Source organism: Micromonospora sp. L31 (genome assembly GCF_052068075.1).
GTDB lineage: Bacteria > Actinomycetota > Actinomycetes > Mycobacteriales > Micromonosporaceae > Micromonospora > Micromonospora purpureochromogenes.
Map to the genome: position 1 here is coordinate 333,046 of NZ_JBQHDC010000003.1, position 14,615 is coordinate 347,660.

13 protein-coding genes are annotated in these 14,615 nt (G+C 72.8%); 8 read left to right on the top strand and 5 right to left on the bottom strand.

The window, feature by feature from the left end; all coding sequences use genetic code 11:
* Nucleotides 1-9: 9 nt before the first annotated feature.
* Entirely contained in the window at nucleotides 10-1,572 is a 1,563-nt protein-coding gene (guaB, locus tag ACTMS9_RS11140; protein ID WP_357918528.1) for an IMP dehydrogenase, read from the bottom strand.
* Between the two features lie 196 nt (nucleotides 1,573-1,768).
* Here guaB and ACTMS9_RS11145 point away from each other — a divergent pair, with 196 nt between their 5' ends.
* Entirely contained in the window at nucleotides 1,769-2,179 is a 411-nt protein-coding gene (locus ACTMS9_RS11145; protein ID WP_154941884.1) for a DUF5319 domain-containing protein, read from the top strand.
* 35 nt (nucleotides 2,180-2,214) lie between these two features.
* Here the strand turns inward: ACTMS9_RS11145 and ACTMS9_RS11150 are convergent, their stop codons facing one another.
* Nucleotides 2,215-3,039: a response regulator transcription factor gene (locus tag ACTMS9_RS11150; protein WP_441164860.1), complete on the bottom strand. Its 825-nt coding sequence runs from the start codon at nucleotides 3,037-3,039 to the stop codon at nucleotides 2,215-2,217.
* Nucleotides 3,040-3,293: 254 nt separating this feature from the next.
* On the opposite strand from ACTMS9_RS11150, the gene ACTMS9_RS11155 reads away from it, so the two are divergent.
* The gene (locus tag ACTMS9_RS11155) at nucleotides 3,294-3,677 is read left to right on the top strand and encodes a WhiB family transcriptional regulator (RefSeq protein ID WP_441142375.1); all 384 of its coding nucleotides are present in this window, start codon (nucleotides 3,294-3,296) and stop codon (nucleotides 3,675-3,677) included.
* 274 nt (nucleotides 3,678-3,951) lie between these two features.
* Here ACTMS9_RS11155 and ACTMS9_RS11160 read toward each other — a convergent pair whose 3' ends face one another.
* The 3 genes from ACTMS9_RS11160 to groES form a co-directional block, all read right to left on the bottom strand.
* Complete coding sequence (locus ACTMS9_RS11160) at nucleotides 3,952-5,811, bottom strand: molybdopterin-dependent oxidoreductase (protein WP_441164861.1); 1,860 nt, start codon at nucleotides 5,809-5,811, stop codon at nucleotides 3,952-3,954.
* Between the two features lie 129 nt (nucleotides 5,812-5,940).
* Complete coding sequence (gene groL / locus ACTMS9_RS11165) at nucleotides 5,941-7,581, bottom strand: chaperonin GroEL (RefSeq protein ID WP_441164862.1); 1,641 nt, start codon at nucleotides 7,579-7,581, stop codon at nucleotides 5,941-5,943.
* A 70-nt stretch (nucleotides 7,582-7,651) separates the two neighbouring features.
* Nucleotides 7,652-7,966, bottom strand: coding sequence for a co-chaperone GroES (groES, locus tag ACTMS9_RS11170; RefSeq protein ID WP_088960325.1), 315 nt, complete (start codon nucleotides 7,964-7,966; stop codon nucleotides 7,652-7,654).
* 287 nt (nucleotides 7,967-8,253) lie between these two features.
* Between groES and ACTMS9_RS11175 the strand changes: the two genes are divergently transcribed.
* The 6 genes from ACTMS9_RS11175 to ACTMS9_RS11200 all read left to right on the top strand — a co-directional run bounded on the left by ACTMS9_RS11175 (nucleotide 8,254) and on the right by ACTMS9_RS11200 (nucleotide 14,606).
* The gene (locus ACTMS9_RS11175) at nucleotides 8,254-9,441 is read left to right on the top strand and encodes a THUMP-like domain-containing protein (protein WP_441164863.1); all 1,188 of its coding nucleotides are present in this window, start codon (nucleotides 8,254-8,256) and stop codon (nucleotides 9,439-9,441) included.
* A gap of 28 nt (nucleotides 9,442-9,469) precedes the next feature.
* Nucleotides 9,470-9,949, top strand: coding sequence for a Cys-tRNA(Pro) deacylase (gene ybaK, locus ACTMS9_RS11180; RefSeq protein WP_441142372.1), 480 nt, complete (start codon nucleotides 9,470-9,472; stop codon nucleotides 9,947-9,949).
* 244 nt (nucleotides 9,950-10,193) lie between these two features.
* Nucleotides 10,194-11,291 (top strand): sugar ABC transporter substrate-binding protein, encoded by a 1,098-nt coding sequence (locus ACTMS9_RS11185; RefSeq protein ID WP_441142371.1) that lies wholly within the window; start codon nucleotides 10,194-10,196, stop codon nucleotides 11,289-11,291.
* Between the two features lie 33 nt (nucleotides 11,292-11,324).
* On the top strand, nucleotides 11,325-12,149 hold the full coding sequence (locus ACTMS9_RS11190; protein WP_441142370.1) for an ATP-binding cassette domain-containing protein: 825 nt from the start codon (nucleotides 11,325-11,327) through the stop codon (nucleotides 12,147-12,149).
* Nucleotides 12,146-13,405, top strand: coding sequence for a sugar ABC transporter permease (locus ACTMS9_RS11195; protein WP_441142369.1), 1,260 nt, complete (start codon nucleotides 12,146-12,148; stop codon nucleotides 13,403-13,405). The genes ACTMS9_RS11190 and ACTMS9_RS11195 overlap by 4 nt, the downstream gene beginning before the upstream one ends.
* 19 nt (nucleotides 13,406-13,424) lie before the next feature.
* A complete protein-coding gene (locus ACTMS9_RS11200; protein WP_154941874.1) occupies nucleotides 13,425-14,606 on the top strand; it encodes an ROK family protein in 1,182 nt (393 codons plus the stop codon).
* Nucleotides 14,607-14,615 lie beyond the last annotated feature (9 nt).

Below are 14,615 nucleotides of genomic sequence, written 5' to 3' on the forward strand. Positions count from 1 at the left end.
GGGTGATGGTCAGCGGGAGTGGTAGTTGGGTGCCTCGACGGTCATCTGGATGTCGTGCGGGTGGCTCTCCTTGAGCCCGGCCGCCGTGATCCGGATGAGCTGGCCGCGGCGGTGCAGCTCGGGGATGCTCTCCGCGCCGACGTACCCCATCGCGGCGCGCAGCCCACCGATGAGCTGGTGGGCGACCGCGGAGAGCGGCCCCCGGTAGGGCACCTGGCCCTCGACGCCCTCGGGGACGAGCTTGTCCTCGGCGAGCACGTCCTGCTGGAAGTAGCGGTCCTTGGAGTAGGACTTGCCCTGGCCGCGGGACTGCATCGCGCCGAGCGAGCCCATCCCCCGGTACGCCTTGTACTGCTTGCCGTTGATGAAGATCAGCTCGCCGGGGCTCTCCTCGCAGCCGGCCAGCAGGCTGCCGAGCATCACCGTGTCGGCGCCGGCGACCAGCGCCTTGGCGATGTCCCCGGAGTACTGGATGCCGCCGTCGCCGATCACCGGAACACCGGCCGGGCGGGCGGCCCGCGCGGCCTCCATGATCGCGGTGATCTGCGGTACACCCACCCCGGCGACGATCCGGGTGGTGCAGATCGCGCCCGGGCCGACCCCCACCTTGACGCCGTCGGCGCCCGCGTCGACCAGCGCCTTCGCCCCGGCGTACGTGGCGATGTTGCCGCCGACGATGTCGATGCCGACGTCCTTCTTGAGCTGGCGGACCATGTCCAGCACCGCCCGCTGGTGGCCGTGCGCGGTGTCCACGATGATCACGTCGACGCCGGCGTCCACCAGCGTCCGGGCCCGCTTGTACGCGTCGTCGCCCACGCCGACCGCCGCGGCGACCCGGAGGCGGCCCGCCTCGTCCTTGGTGGCGTTCGGGTACTGCTCGCTCTTGGTGAAGTCCTTGACCGTGATCAGCCCGCGCAGCCGGCCCGAGTCGTCCACGATCGGCAGCTTCTCCACCTTGTGCCGGCGGAGCAGGTCGAGGGCCTCGTCCTTGCTCACCCCGACCGGAGCGGTGATCAGCGGGGTGCGGGTCATGATCTCGTGGACCGGGGTCTCCGGCGCGGAGACGAACCGCATGTCCCGGTTGGTGACGATGCCGACCAGCTGCCCGTCGCCGTCGACCACCGGCACGCCGGAGATGCGGTAGCGGCCGCAGAGCTCGTCGACCTCGCGGAGGGTGTCGTCCGGGCTGGCGGTCACCGGGTTGGTGATCATGCCGGACTCGGAGCGCTTGACCAGGTCGACCTGGAGCGCCTGGTCCTCCAGCGAGAGGTTGCGGTGCAGCACCCCGATCCCGCCCTGGCGGGCCATCGCGATCGCCATCCGCGCCTCGGTGACCGTGTCCATCGCGCTGGACAGCAGCGGCACGGTCAGCTCGATGTTGCGGGTGAGCCGGGTGCGGGTGTTGACCCGGCTGGGCACCACGTCCGACTCGCCCGGCTGGAGCAGCACGTCGTCGAAGGTCAGACCGAGCGGCACCACCCGTGCCGAGCCGGCCGGCAGCTCCGGCAGGTGACCACCCGGCTCGCCGTCGCCGACGCCGCCGGGAAGATCAGTGCTGGGCGAATTCTCCACGATTGCTCTCCTGAGCTGCTTGGACGGGCTTCAGCGAGGTGGCGCGCGCGGGCACCGGCGCACGCCGAGGTGACGGCGCGTCGTTTCATCGTACCCATTGAGCTGGGCCGGCCCCGGCGGTGCCGGCGCGGGTCGGCGAGGCCACAGGGGTGGCCGGGGGGACGCGTCCGGCGAGCGTTGGGACTACGGTGAGGGGGTGCACGACGAGCCCATCGACCCGTTCAACGGCGACCCGGCCGATCCGGCTGCTGGCCTGCACGATCCCCGTGAGGACGATCCGCTCGACCCGCTGACGGAGGTCGAGCGCCAGGACGTCCTGGAGGACCTGGCCGACCTGGAGATCTACCAGGCCCTGCTGTCGCCGATCGGGGTGCGCGGGCTGGTGATCGAGTGCGAGGACTGCCGGGAGCCGCACTACTTCGACTGGGACCTGCTCCGGGGCAACCTGCGCCACCTGCTCAGCTCCGGCCGGCCGCGGGTGCACGAGCCGGCCTACGACCCCGACCCCGACCACTACGTCACCTGGGACTACGCCCGTGGCTACGCGGACGGGGTGCACGACACGCTGACCGAGGCGGCCGAGGAGGAGTCCCCCTCCGACGACTGAGCCCGGACGACTGGGCCCGACCGCGGGCGGCCGGCTCAGGCGACCAGGCCGGCGCGGAAACCGGCGGCCACCGCGTGCGCGCGGTCCCGGGCACCGAGCTTGCGGAACAGCCGTCGGGCGTGCGTCTTGACGGTGTCCTCCGAGACGAACAGCTCCCGCCCGATCTCGGCGTTGCTCTTTCCCTCGGCCATCCCGAGCAGCACCTGGAGCTCCCGCTCGGTCAGTCCGACGGCGCCGCGCCCGCTGCGCGCGCCGGGCGCGCCCCGCCGACCGGTGGGCGCGGGCACCTCCGGCTCGGCGGCGGCCTCCGGCTCTGCTTCGTCGTCGCCGCGCTGCACCGGTACCACCGACGGTCCCCCGGGCACCTCGGCCGGTCCGGCGGACCAGCCCGGGCCCGGCTTGCCAGGGGTAAGCCCGGCCGAGGGCCGGGGCGGCGCGCCGACCGCGGCGGTGTCGCGGGCCGGGTCGGTGACCCGGTTCCGGGTCGTCCGGCCGGGGGCGGAGAGCAGCAGCAGGGCCTTGGCCACCGCGCTGGTCAGGTCGTGGTCGGTGCCCTGGATCAGGCCCCGGGCCCCGGCGTTGATCGTCGCCGCGGCGGCCTCGGACTCCTCGGCGCCGAGCAGCAGCACGGCGGCCTGCGGCGCGCGGGCGAGCACCCGGCGGACGAAGCCGGCACTGTCGGGTCGGGTGAGCGCGGTGTCGGCGAGCACGACGTCGACGGGGCGCTCGGCCAGCCGCAGCATCACCTCGGGATCGGAGACGGCGGTCCGCACGACCGCGGCCAGGCCGAGCCGGGCCGCGGCCGAGGTCAACTGCTGCGCGGCGAGCGGTGTCCGGACGCAGACGAGAACGGTACGCACGGTGGTCTCCTCTCCGCAGAGAGCAGACCATGGCCGGCTGGGCCGGGGTGGAGGTTCCCGGCAATCCTCCGAACTTTTCCGACATCCAGGGCATATGCCGCGAGTTGTCCGAGGTTTTCGATCACAGAAGTGTGAGTCGGGGAAAGGTCGGGTACCGAGACGCCAGGCCGGAAACGGTGCGCCTGCGCGGACCGCCGCCCGGACACCGGATGCGAACGAGACCTCCGCGGTGCCGCGCGGGAGGAGGGGTGCTGATGTCGAACGTACGTAGACTGCCCGGACCCATCGTCGACCTGTGGGACTGGCAGCGGCTCGGTGCCTGCCGGGGCCGCGACAGCGCGCAGTTCTTCCACCCCGACGGCGAGCGCGGCTCCTCACGGCTGCGCCGCGAGTCCGGCGCCAAGGCCGTCTGCCGGGCCTGCCCGGTCCGGGCCGAGTGCGCCGCCCACGCGCTGTCCGTCCGCGAGCCGTACGGCGTCTGGGGCGGCTTCAGCGAGTCCGAGCGGCTGCGGCTGCTCGCGCTGGGCTGGGAGGACCTGGCCGACCGCCGGCAGACCCGGGTCGACATCGGCCGGCTGGAGGCCCGCCTGGGCCGCCCCCACAAGTCCGCCGTGCCGGACCAGCGCAAGGTCGCCTGACCCGCCGAGAGACCCCGACCGACGCCGCGCTCCGCAACCGGAGCGCGGCGTCGGCGCATTCCGGTCCCGGCCTGGTCCCGGTTTGGGCGGCAGGTGGGTCGGAGACGCTACGGAGCTGATGACGTGAACGGATCAGCCACGCCTGCCACCGGGGCGACTCCGATTGCGGAGTGTCGCGGCGTCGCAGTCGTCGGACACCGCGACACACCGCAAACGGCGAACTCGCGTGGACGAACCGGGCGGGACCGGCTCACCTGGGGTGGCCTGGGCGGGGTCAGCGGACGGTGACCTTGACCGTGTGCCAGCCGGTGGCGCCGTCCGGCTCGACCGGCTGTTCCCGGCCGGTCTGCGTCTCGCCGGTGGCATCGGTCGCCCGCACCTGGAGGGCGTGCTCGCCCGGGGTGGCGTCCCAGCGCCAGGACCACTGCACCCAGGTGTCCACCGACACCGTCGGGGCGAGCGCCGCCTCCCGCCACGGGCCGCCGTCGACGCGTACCTCCACCCGGCTGATTCCACGGTGCTGGGCCCAGGCCACCCCGGCCACCATCACCGGGCCGGTGGTGAGCCGGTTGCGCGGGCGGGGCGTGTCGATCCGGGACTGCGTCTTGACCGGTCCCTGCGCCGACCAGCCCCGCGGCACCCAGTACGCGTCGAAGTCGGCGAAGCTGGTCAGCTCCAGCTCGGTCACCCACTTGCACGCCGAGACGTAGCCGTACAGGCCGGGCACCACCATGCGGACCGGGAAGCCGTGCTCGACCGGCAGCGGCTCGCCGTTCATCCCGACCGCCAGCAGGGCGTCCCGCCCGTCCCGCAACACCGCCGTCGGGGTGCCACAGGTCCAGCCGTCGACCGAACGGCCCACCACCTGGTCCGCGCCCTCCTCCGGGTCCGCCTCGTCCAGCAGCTCCTTGAGGGGTACGCCCAACCACCGGGCGTTGCCGATCAGGTCCCCGCCCACCTCGTTGGAGACGCAGGCCAGGGTCACGTACCGCTCCACCATCGGCCGGGCGAGCAGGTCGGCGAAGCTCAGCTCGATCGGGTTGCGGACCCGTCCGTGGATGCGCAGCCGCCAGGTCTCCGGGTCGACCTGCGGCACCACCAGGGCGGTGTCGATCCGGTAGAACCCGCTGGTCGGGGTGATGTAGGGGGCGAGCTGCGCCAGGGACAGATCGGCACCGGCCGGTACCGCGGGCGCCGCCGCCGACGGGGCGGGCAGCGTGACCGCCTCCCGGGCCGCCGACACGCCCCGGCGCCCGGCGAGCCAGTGCCCGCCCAGCCCGGCCACGGCGGCCGCGCCGGCCAGCACGCCCACCCCGCGCAGGAACCGGCGCCGCGACTCCGGGTCGCTGCTCTCCAACGGCTCCCACCCGACCGGCGGACGGCTCACCGGATCCGGGCCGGGTGCGGCCTCCACGCCGCCGGCCAGGCCGGGTGCGGCCTCCACGCCGCCGGCCAGGCCGGGTGCGGCCTCCACGCCGCCGGCCAGGCCGGGTGCGGCCTCCACGCCGCCGGCCAGGCCGGGTGCGGCCTCCACGCCGCCGGCCAGGCCGGGTGCGGCCTCCACGCCGCCGGCCAGGCCGGGTGCGGCCTCCACGCCGCCGGCCGGGCCGGGTGCGGCCTCCACGCCGGCGGCCGGTTCGGGCGCGACGGGCGTCGACGGGTCGGGCGGGGGTGTCGGCGGGGTCCAGGGCCACGGGTCGACCTCCAGCGGGCCGGCGAGGAAGGCCCAGAGCACCAACCCGCCCAGCCCCGCCCCGACCAGCGAGGGCAGCGCGTCAGCGGCGTCCGCGCCGGCCCGGGTGAGGGCGGCGGCCACGCCGAGACCGGCGAAGGCCGCGATGCCGGTCAGGCCGATCCACAGCCGGCGGACCGCCAGCAGCCCGAGCAGCGCGGCGAACGCGGCGAGCAGCAGCGCCGTCCCGACCAGCAGGGCGATCTTGTCGTACGTGCCGAACAGGGTGATGGCGAACTGCTTCAACGGCTCGGGTACGACGTCCACGACCAGCCCGCCGACCGCGATCAGCGGGGCGGACCGGGGGCCGGTGAGGACCGCGACCGGCTCGGCGACGCCGATGGCCACGGCGGCGGCCGTGATCCCGGCGAGCGCGGCGAGGCCGCGGGGTGTGTTGCTCATCGGACCAGTGTTGTCGATCAACCGGACCGACCGCCAACCACGTCAGCGTTCCGTAATGCCCGCCGCAGAACGCGTCAGGGCGCACCGTCTGGCGAAGACGGTGCGCCCTGAGTCGGCGTACGCCGTGGGTCAGAAACCCGGGCCGTGCTGGTGGCCGTGACCGTGGCCGTGCCCACCGGCGGCGGCCGGCTCGGCCTTCTCCGGCTTCTCCACCACGAGGCTCTCGGTGGTGAGCAGCAGGCCGGCGATCGAGGCGGCGTTGGTGACCGCGTTGCGGGTCACCTTCACCGGGTCGATGATGCCGGACTTCACCAGGTCGACGTACTGGCCGGTGGCGGCGTCGAGGCCGTTGCCCCACTCCTTGCCGGCGACCTTCTGCACCACCACGTAGCCGTCGTGGCCGGCGTTCTGGGCGATCCAGCGCAGCGGCTCGACCAGCGCCTTGCGGACGATCGAGACGCCGGTCTTCTCGTCACCGGTCAGGCCCAGGTCGTCGGCGAGCACCGGCAGGATCTGCGCCAGGGCGGCACCACCACCGGGCACCGTGCCCTCCTCGACGGCGGCCTTGGTCGCGGCGATGGCGTCCTCGATGCGGTGCTTGCGCTCCTTCATCTCGACCTCGGTCGCCGCGCCCACCTTGATGACCGCGATGCCACCGGAGAGCTTCGCCAGCCGCTCGGCCAGCTTCTCCCGGTCCCACTCGGAGTCCGAGGCCTCGATCTCCTTGCGGATCTGCGCGACCCGGTCGGCCACCTCGGAGGACTGGCCGCCACCGTCGACGACGGTGGTGTTCTCCTTGTCGACCACGACGCGCCGGGCGGTGCCGAGCACCTCCAGGCCGACCTGGTCGAGCTTGTAGCCCAGCTCCGGGGCGACCAGCTCGGCGCCGGTCAGGATCGCCATGTCCTGGAGCATCGCCTTGCGGCGGTCGCCGAAGCCGGGGGCCTTCACCGCGCAGACCTTGAGGGTCTTGCGGATCGAGTTGACCACCAGGGTCGACAGCGCCTGGCCCTCGACGTCCTCGGCGATGATCAGCAGCGGCTTGCTGTTCTGGAGGACCTTCTCCAGCAGCGGCAGCAGCTCCTCGATCGCCGAGATCTTCTGCGTGGTGATCAGGATGTACGGGTCCTCCAGGACCGACTCCTGCGACTCCACGTCGGTGACGAAGTTCGGCGAGATGAAGCCCTTGTCGAACTGCAGACCCTCGGTCACCTCCAGCTCGGTGGTGAGCGCGGAGCCCTCCTCGACGGTGATGACACCGTCGCGGCCGACCTTCTCCATCGCCTCGGCGATCAGCTCGCCGATGGTGGCGTCCTGCGCGGAGATGGTCGCGACGTTCGCGACCGCCTCCTTGCTGGAGACCTCGACGGCCCGGTCGAGCAGCGCCTCGGAGACCTTGGCCGCCGCCGCGTCGATGCCCCGCTTGAGACCGGACGGGTTGGCCCCGGCGGTCACGTTGCGCAGGCCCTCGCGGACCATGGCCTGGGCCAGCACGGTCGCGGTGGTGGTCCCGTCGCCGGCGACGTCGTTGGTCTTGGTCGCCACCTCCTTGACCAGCTGCGCGCCGAGGTTCTCGTAGGGGTTGGTGAGCTCGATCTCCTTGGCGATGGTCACGCCATCGTTGGTGATCGTGGGCGCACCGAATTTCTTGTCCAGGACGACGTTGCGCCCGCGCGGGCCGAGGGTGACCTTGACCGTGTCCGCGAGGGCGTTGACACCGTGCTCGAGCAGGTGCCGGGCGTCGTCCGAGAAGCTCAGGATCTTCGCCATGAATGTCCCTTCGAAGCGCCGTTGCCCCGGCCCGGCGAGCCGGACCGGGGCAACGACACTGATCGGTTGCTTACTTCTCGATGACCGCGAGGACGTCGCGGGCGGAGAGCACCAGGTACTCCTCGCCGGCGTACTTGACCTCGGTGCCGCCGTACTTCGAGTAGATGACGGTGTCGCCGACGTTCACGTCAACCGGGATCCGGTTGCCCTTGTCGTCGATGCGGCCCGGGCCGACAGCGAGGACGGTGCCCTCCTGCGGCTTCTCCTTGGCGGTGTCGGGGATCACGATGCCCGACGCCGTGGTGGTCTCAGCCTCGTTCGCCTGGACCAGGATCCGGTCCTCGAGCGGCTTGATCGCAACCTTGGTCGCGGTAGTCACGGGCATACCCTCCTGGGGTACTGGTTTCGTTGCCGGTCGACCGGGGCCGACCAGCGTCAATCTGCCACATGCCACCGGGCGGGGCCGTCGTCGCGGGTGCCGGTCCGCCTGGCGTTCAGCGCCCGCGTCGGATGGCCCGGGAGCTGGCACCCTCGGGGTGAGAGTGCTAATCGCAGGTTATTCCTCGGCTAGCACTCCGTCAAGGAGAGTGCCAGCGCGTCGCGCCCGAACGGCCGCGATCGACGCGGCAGGGGCCGGTCGGACGGCGCGAGGCGGGTCGGGAGAATGGGCGGGTGGACATCGACCAGCTCGCCGCGCTGCGTACCCCCGAGGGGTCGGCCGCGCTCGCCGCGGCGGCCGAGCTGGCCGGCGGTGACCCGCTGGCCTCGGCCGCCGCGCTGCGCGCCGCCGGGGTGCCGGCCGGGCTGGCCGCCGCCGCGCTGACCCAGGCCGAGCTGCGCCGCCGGGCGGTGGCCAAGTTCGGACCCGAGGCCGCTGGAATGTTTTTCACCCGGGCCGGGCTGGAGCAGGCCACCCGTCGGCCGGTCGCGGATCGGCGCGCCGCGCGGCTGCGCGCCGCCGGCGTGCGCACCCTCGCCGACCTCGGGTGCGGCCTCGGCGCCGACTCGCTCGCCGCCGCCCGCGCCGGCATCCGGGTGTACGGGGTGGAGGCCGACCCGGCGACCGCCGCGATGGCCGCCGCGAACGCCGAGTCGGCCGGGCTGGCCGAGGAGTTCACCGTGGAGTGCGGCGACGCCACGGCGTTCGACGTGACCCGGGTGGACGGGGTGTTCTGCGACCCGGCACGACGCCGGGCGGGCACCGGCCGGCGGATCTTCGACCCGAACGCCTACTCGCCACCCTGGGACTTCGTCATCCGGCTGGCCGAGCGCGTGCCGTACACGGTGGTGAAGGTGGCCCCCGGCATCGACCACGCGCTGATCCCGGCGGGCGCCGAGGCGGAGTGGGTGAGCGCGGACGGCGACCTGGTCGAGGCGGCGCTCTGGTGCGGCCGGCTGGCCGAGGTGCCCCGCCGGGCCACCGTGCTGCGCGGCGACGTCGCGCACCGGCTCACCGGCTCGGGCGCGGCGGAGGCGGCCGTCGGCCCCACCCGCCGCTTCCTGTACGACCCGGACCCGGCCGTGGTCCGCGCGCACCTGGTCGCCGAGCTGGCCGACACCCTCGGCGCGACGATCGCCGACCCGAGCATCGCCTACCTGTACGCGGACACCCCGACCGCGACCCCGTTCGCCCGCTGCCTGGAGATCACCGACGTGCTGCCGTTCTCGCTCAAGCGGCTGCGCGCGCTGCTGCGGGAGCGCCGGGTCGGCCGGGTGGAGATCCTCAAGCGCGGCTCGGCGCTGGAGCCGGAGAAGCTGCGCCGGGACCTGAGGCTGGCCGGCGACGCGCCGGCCAGCCTGGTGCTCACCCGGGTCGCGGGGGCGCCGACCGTGCTGGTCTGTCGGCCCGTCGCGAGCTGACGTCCGGCGTCCGGTTAGCGTGACCGGCATGGCGGGACAGGGCACTCCGGCGACGGCGCTGCTGGCGAAGCGGAAGATCCGGCACAGCACCCACCCGTACGACGTCTCCCCCGACGCGCCGAACTACGGCGCGCTGGTCGCCGAGGCGCTCGGGGTGCCGCCGGAGCGGGTGTTCAAGTCGCTGGTCACCGAGGTGGACGGGGGGCTGACGGTGGCCGTCGTCCCGGTCACCGGCGAACTGGACCTCAAGGCGCTGGCCGCGGCCGTCGGCGGCAAGCGGGCGACGATGGCCGACCGGGCGGCCGCCGAGCGGGCCACCGGTTACGTCCGGGGCGGGATCAGCCCGCTCGGCCAGCGCAGGCGGCTGCCCACGGTGCTGGACTCCTCTGCGCTGGCGTACGACACCATCTACGTCTCGGCCGGCCGTCGCGGCCTCCAGCTCCAACTGGCCCCGGCCGATCTGGTCGCGCTGACCGACGCCACGATCGCCGCCCTCGCCGCCCACTGATCAGTTCCGGCCGCCGGAAAAGGAAACGGCACCGGTGTGGAAACGATTCTCCACGCCGAAACTGGTCGAGCGGCAGAGCGGATCGGACCTGCGGAGATCGCGCCTTTTCCCGCGTTACGGGATCGTTACGGCGGTCCGCCAAACTCGTGAGCTCGGCAGCCTTGCGCCGCCGACACGGGTGGCAATACGTTGCCGCTCACAACAAACCAGCCTGCCACCACCCACCCCGAAAGGACCCGTGCAGATGCGCAAGGGCCTCCTCGCACTCACCGTCGTCGGCCTGCTGGCCGCCAACGGCGTGGCCGGTTGCGGCGACCAGCTAACCAGCGGCAGCGCGGCCGATGGCGCCAGGAAACCGAAGATCGGCGTGATCCTGCCCGACAGCAAGTCCTCCGCCCGGTGGGAGGGCGCGGACCGCAGGTTCCTCGAGGAGGCGTTCGATGCCGCCGGAATCGACTCCGACATCCAGAATGCTCAGGGTGACAAGAGCCAGTTCTCGAACATCGCGGAGCAGATGATCACCAATGGGGCAACGGTCCTGATGATCGTCAATCTCGATTCCGGCACCGGCAAGGCGGTGCTGGAGAAGGCGCGGTCGCAGGGCATCGCCACCATCGACTACGACCGGCTCACCCTCGGCGGCTCGGCGCAGTACTACGTCAGCTTCGACAACGAGGCGGTGGGCAAGCTCCAGGGCCAGGGCCTGGCCAGGTGCCTGACCGAGAAGGGCGCCCGGAAGCCGGTCGTCGCCTTCCTCAACGGTTCACCCACGGACAACAACGCCACCCTGTTCAAAAGCGGCTACGACGCGGTCCTCAAGCCGAAGTTCGACGCCGAGGAGTTCCGCAAGGGCCCGGACCAGTGGGTGCCCGACTGGAACAACGCCCAGGCCGGCGTCATCTTCGAGCAGATGCTCACCCAGACCGAGGGCCGGATCGACGGCGTCCTCGCGGCCAACGACGGCCTGGGCAACGCGGCCATCTCGGTGCTGAAGAAGAACAAGCTCAACGGCAGGATCCCGGTGACCGGCCAGGACGCCACCACCCAGGGACTGCGCAACATCCTCGCCGGCGACCAGTGCATGACCGTCTACAAGGCGATCAAGGACGAGGCGAAGGCCGCTGCCGACCTGGCCATCGCGCTGGCCAACGGGGAGCGGAAGGAGACCGGCCAGACGGTCCGGGATCCGGAGAGCGGCCGCGCCGTCGACGCCATCCTGCTCACCCCCAAGGCCATCTACGCCGACGACGTCGCCGAGGTGATCGCCGACGGCTTCGTCACCAAGGACGAGGTCTGCTCCGGGGAATACGCCAAGCTCTGCGCCGCCGCCGGCGTCAACTGACGGCACCCCTGCCGACGCGCAAAGGAGAACCCCGTGTCCGCGACCCCCCTGCTGGAACTGCGCGGGATCGACAAGAGCTTCGGTCCCGTGCAGGTCCTGCGTGACGTCGCTCTCTCCGTTCACCCGGGCGAGGTGACCGCGCTGGTCGGCGACAACGGCGCCGGAAAGTCCACCCTGGTCAAGTGCATCAGCGGGATCCACCCGACCGACTCCGGCGAGTTCCTCTTCGAGGGCCGCCCGGTCACCGTCAGCAGCCCCCGCGACGCCGCCGCGCTGGGCATCGACGTCGTCTACCAGGACCTCGCGCTCTGCGACAACCTCGACATCGTGCAGAACATGTTCCTCGGGCGGGAGAAGCGCCGCGGGATCGTGCTCGACGAACCCACCATGGAGCAGATGGCCGCCGAGACGCTCGCCGGGCTGGGCGTGCGGAACGTCAAGTCGCTGCGCCAGCACATCTCCAGCCTCTCCGGCGGCCAGCGACAGACGGTCGCGATCGCCAAGGCCGTGCTCTGGAACAGCCGGCTGGTCATCCTCGACGAGCCGACCGCCGCGCTCGGCCTCGCGCAGACCGCGCAGGTCCTGGAGATAGTCCGCCGGCTGGCGGACAACGGCCTGGCCGTGGTGCTCATCTCGCACAACATGAACGACGTCTTCGCCATCTCCGACCGGATCGCCGCGCTCTACCTCGGCCAGATGGTCGCCCAGGTGAGGACCACCGACATCACCCACTCGCAGGTCGTCGAGCTGATCACCACCGGCCGCTCCCGCCACCTCGGCCTGGGCGCCGGGCCGGACGCCGGCGGCACGCGCGACGGCAGCGAGCCAGCCCACCTGACCCCGGGAGCAGTCCGATGACCACCACCCTCCTGCCGCGGGACGGGCTCGGGGCCGGCACCCCGGCGCCGACCGTCGGCGACCACGTCCGCGACTACCTCGCCCGGGTACGCGGGGGCGACCTCGGCTCGCTGCCGGCCGTCATCGGCCTCACCGTGCTCTGCCTGGCCTTCGCGACCGTCCGGCCGGTCTTCTTCTCGGCGGCCAACTTCGCCAACCTGTTCACCCAGGGCGCCGCGGTCACCGTGATCGCGATGGGCCTGATCTTCGTGCTGCTGCTCGGCGAGATCGACCTCTCCGCCGGCTTCGCCAGCGGCGTCTGCGCCACCGTGCTGGCCAACGTGCTCAGCGTGCTCGGCTACCCCTGGTACGTCGCGGTCCTCGCCGCCATCGGCACCGGTGTCCTCATCGGCCTGACCATCGGCTTCCTGGTGGCCAAGGTCGGCATCCCGTCCTTCCTGGTCAGCCTGGCCGGCTTCCTCGCCTTCCAGGGCATCGTGCTGCTCCTGATGAAGGAGGGCACCAACATCTCGATCGATGACCAGGTGATCATCGCGATCGAGAACAACTACGTGCCGCCGGCGATCGGGTGGCTGCTGGCCGGCGTCGCCGTCGCCGGGTACGGCGCCGTGCAGTTCCTGCGCCACCGCAACCGGGCCACCCGGGGCCTGGTCACCGAGCCGGTCGCCGTGGTGGCCGCCCGGGTCGCCGGGCTGGCCCTCCTGCTCGGCTGCGCCGTCCACGTCCTCAACCAGGAACGCAGCATCAACACGGCGATCAGCTCCACCAGGGGGATGCCCGTGGTCGTACCGCTGATCGGGGCCCTGCTGGTCTTCTGGAGCTTCGTGCTCAACCGCACGGCGTACGGCCGGCACCTGTACGCGGTGGGCGGCAACCCGGAGGCCGCCCGGCGGGCCGGGATCAACGTGGACCGACTGAAGATCTCCGCCTTCGTCATCTGCTCCAGCATGGCGGCCGTCGGCGGCATCATCGCGGCCAGCAAGGACCGCTCGGTCGACCCGAACACCGGTGGCAGCAACGTCCTGCTCTACGCGGTCGGCGCGGCGGTCATCGGCGGCACCAGCCTCTTCGGCGGCAAGGGGCGGATGATCCACGCGGTACTCGGCGGCGCGGTGGTGGCTGTCATCATCAATGGGATGGGCCTGCTGGACCTCAGCTCCGGCCTCAAGTACACCTCGACCGGACTGGTGCTGCTGCTGGCCGCGGGCGTCGACGCGCTGTCGCGCCGCCGTTCCGTCGCCACCGGCACGCGCTGACCACGGAGTACCAGGAACGATGCGGGTAGGACCGAGCCAGGACGAGATCCGGCGGCAGAACCTCGGGGCTCTGCTGCGGCACGTGCACGTCCACGGCGCGACCTCCCGCGCGGAACTGACCACCACCCTCGGGCTCAACCGCAGCACCATCGGCGCACTCACCGCCGACCTGGCCGGCGCCGGGCTGGTCAGCGAGGGGACGCCGAAGGAGACCGGTCGCGCCGGCCGGCCGTCGCTGGTCGTCCGGCCCGAGTCGGCCCGGGTCTACGCGTACGCGTACAGCATCGAGGTGGACCGGCTGCGGGCCGCGCGGGTCGGTCTCGGCGGTGAGGTGCTCGACCGCCGGGACCTGGACCGGCCGCGCGGCCTGGACGCCGGGGAGACCGCGCCGCTGCTGGCCGGCGCGCTCAAGGAGATGCACCAGCACGTGGCGCCCGGCTCGCTCTGCGTCGGCGCCGGGGTGGCGGTGTGCGGGATGGTCCGCCGCGACGACGGGCTGGTCCGGCTCGGCCCGGCCACCGGCTGGGTGGACGAGCCGATCGGCACGGTGCTCGCCACCGAGCTGGGCATCGACGTACCCGTCACGGTGGGCAACGTGGCGGACATGGCCGCCTTCGCCGAGCACGCCCGGGGCGTCGCCGCCGGCTGCGACAACGTCATCTACCTGTACGGCGACGTCGGCGTCGGCGCCGGCATCATCGCCGGCGGCCGGCGGCTCACCGGCCACGGCGGGTACGGCGGCGAGGTCGGACACATGGTGGTGGTCCGCGACGGCGCCCCCTGCGAGTGCGGCTCCCGGGGCTGCTGGGAGACCGAGATCGGCGAGCACGGGCTGCTCCGCGCCGCCGGTCGTTCGGACGCCCGCGGCCGCGACGCGCTGCTGGCCGTCTTCGACGCCGCCGACCGGGGCGACGCCCGGGCCCAGACGGCGGTACGTCGAGCCGGCGACTGGCTCGGCTTCGGGGTGGCGAACCTGGTCAACATCTTCAACCCGGAGATGGTCATCTTCGGCGGCACCATGCGCGACCTCTACCTGGCCGCCGCCGCCCAGGTCCGCAGCCGGCTCAACTCGATGGGGCTGCCCGCCTGCCTGGAGCACGTCCGGCTGCGCACTCCCAAGCTCGGCGCGGACGCGGCGCTGATCGGCGCGGCGGAGCTGGCCTTCGAACGGCTTCTCGCCGACCCGCTCGACGCCGGCTGACCGGCGGCT

Coding starts and splice junctions, on each gene's coding strand:
- ACTMS9_RS11155 (WP_441142375.1), top strand. CDS start 3,294: ATGTCGAACGTACGTAGACTGCCCGGACCCATCGTCGACCTGTGGGAC.
- ACTMS9_RS11160 (WP_441164861.1), bottom strand. CDS start 5,811: ATGAGCAACACACCCCGCGGCCTCGCCGCGCTCGCCGGGATCACGGCC.
- groL (WP_441164862.1), bottom strand. CDS start 7,581: ATGGCGAAGATCCTGAGCTTCTCGGACGACGCCCGGCACCTGCTCGAG.
- groES (WP_088960325.1), bottom strand. CDS start 7,966: ATGCCCGTGACTACCGCGACCAAGGTTGCGATCAAGCCGCTCGAGGAC.
- ybaK (WP_441142372.1), top strand. CDS start 9,470: ATGGCGGGACAGGGCACTCCGGCGACGGCGCTGCTGGCGAAGCGGAAG.
- ACTMS9_RS11185 (WP_441142371.1), top strand. CDS start 10,194: ATGCGCAAGGGCCTCCTCGCACTCACCGTCGTCGGCCTGCTGGCCGCC.
- ACTMS9_RS11195 (WP_441142369.1), top strand. CDS start 12,146: ATGACCACCACCCTCCTGCCGCGGGACGGGCTCGGGGCCGGCACCCCG.
- ACTMS9_RS11200 (WP_154941874.1), top strand. CDS start 13,425: ATGCGGGTAGGACCGAGCCAGGACGAGATCCGGCGGCAGAACCTCGGG.